Source organism: Arthrobacter sp. NamB2 (genome assembly GCF_005281365.1).
Lineage (GTDB): Bacteria > Actinomycetota > Actinomycetes > Actinomycetales > Micrococcaceae > Arthrobacter_D.
Genome location: NZ_SZWI01000022.1, coordinates 1 through 539 on the forward strand (window position 1 = coordinate 1; position 539 = coordinate 539).

General features: G+C 65.9%; 1 pseudogene. It reads right to left on the reverse strand.

The window, feature by feature from the left end:
- Positions 1 to 539: pseudogene (locus tag FDK12_RS15130) on the reverse strand (dirigent protein); the annotation flags it as partial.

Consider the following 539-nt stretch of genomic DNA (forward strand, 5'->3'; position numbering starts at 1 on the left):
GAGTACTTGGTGCCCATCGTCAGCGGCTCCGAGGTCCGCATGACGAGTTCCGTGTGTCCGGCGATGCCCTGCGCGCGGTTCACCCACGCGTCGCCCGGATTGGCACCATCGGTCGTGATGTTCACCGTGAATGCTGTCGTGGCGCCAGGGGTGAGCTCGCCACCGATCACACGGATCGCTGTCGGGTTCGGCACGGGGGTCGTCGACCAACCGACCGTGTTGCCCTGCGTCGTACCAGCTTCGCCGTTCGAGTCCGCACCCGGATCATCGCTGAGCGACGCTACGGGAGCAACGGTGTAGTAGACGGTCGATCCTGCGGGAGCGTCCACCGAGGACACAGCGTAGGTGCCCGCGTACTCGGTGCCGCGGCCGTCCCCGTTGTAGGGGAGGATGTCGATGGTGTCCGTGAACGGCTGCGTCACCGGGTCCTGGGACCGCATCGTCACCGTCCACGAACCTTCGCCGTCACCGGAACCGTCCGGGTTCGCGATGAACCACTGATCCGTGGTCTTCGCGATCGTCGTGTATCCGTTGGTGGC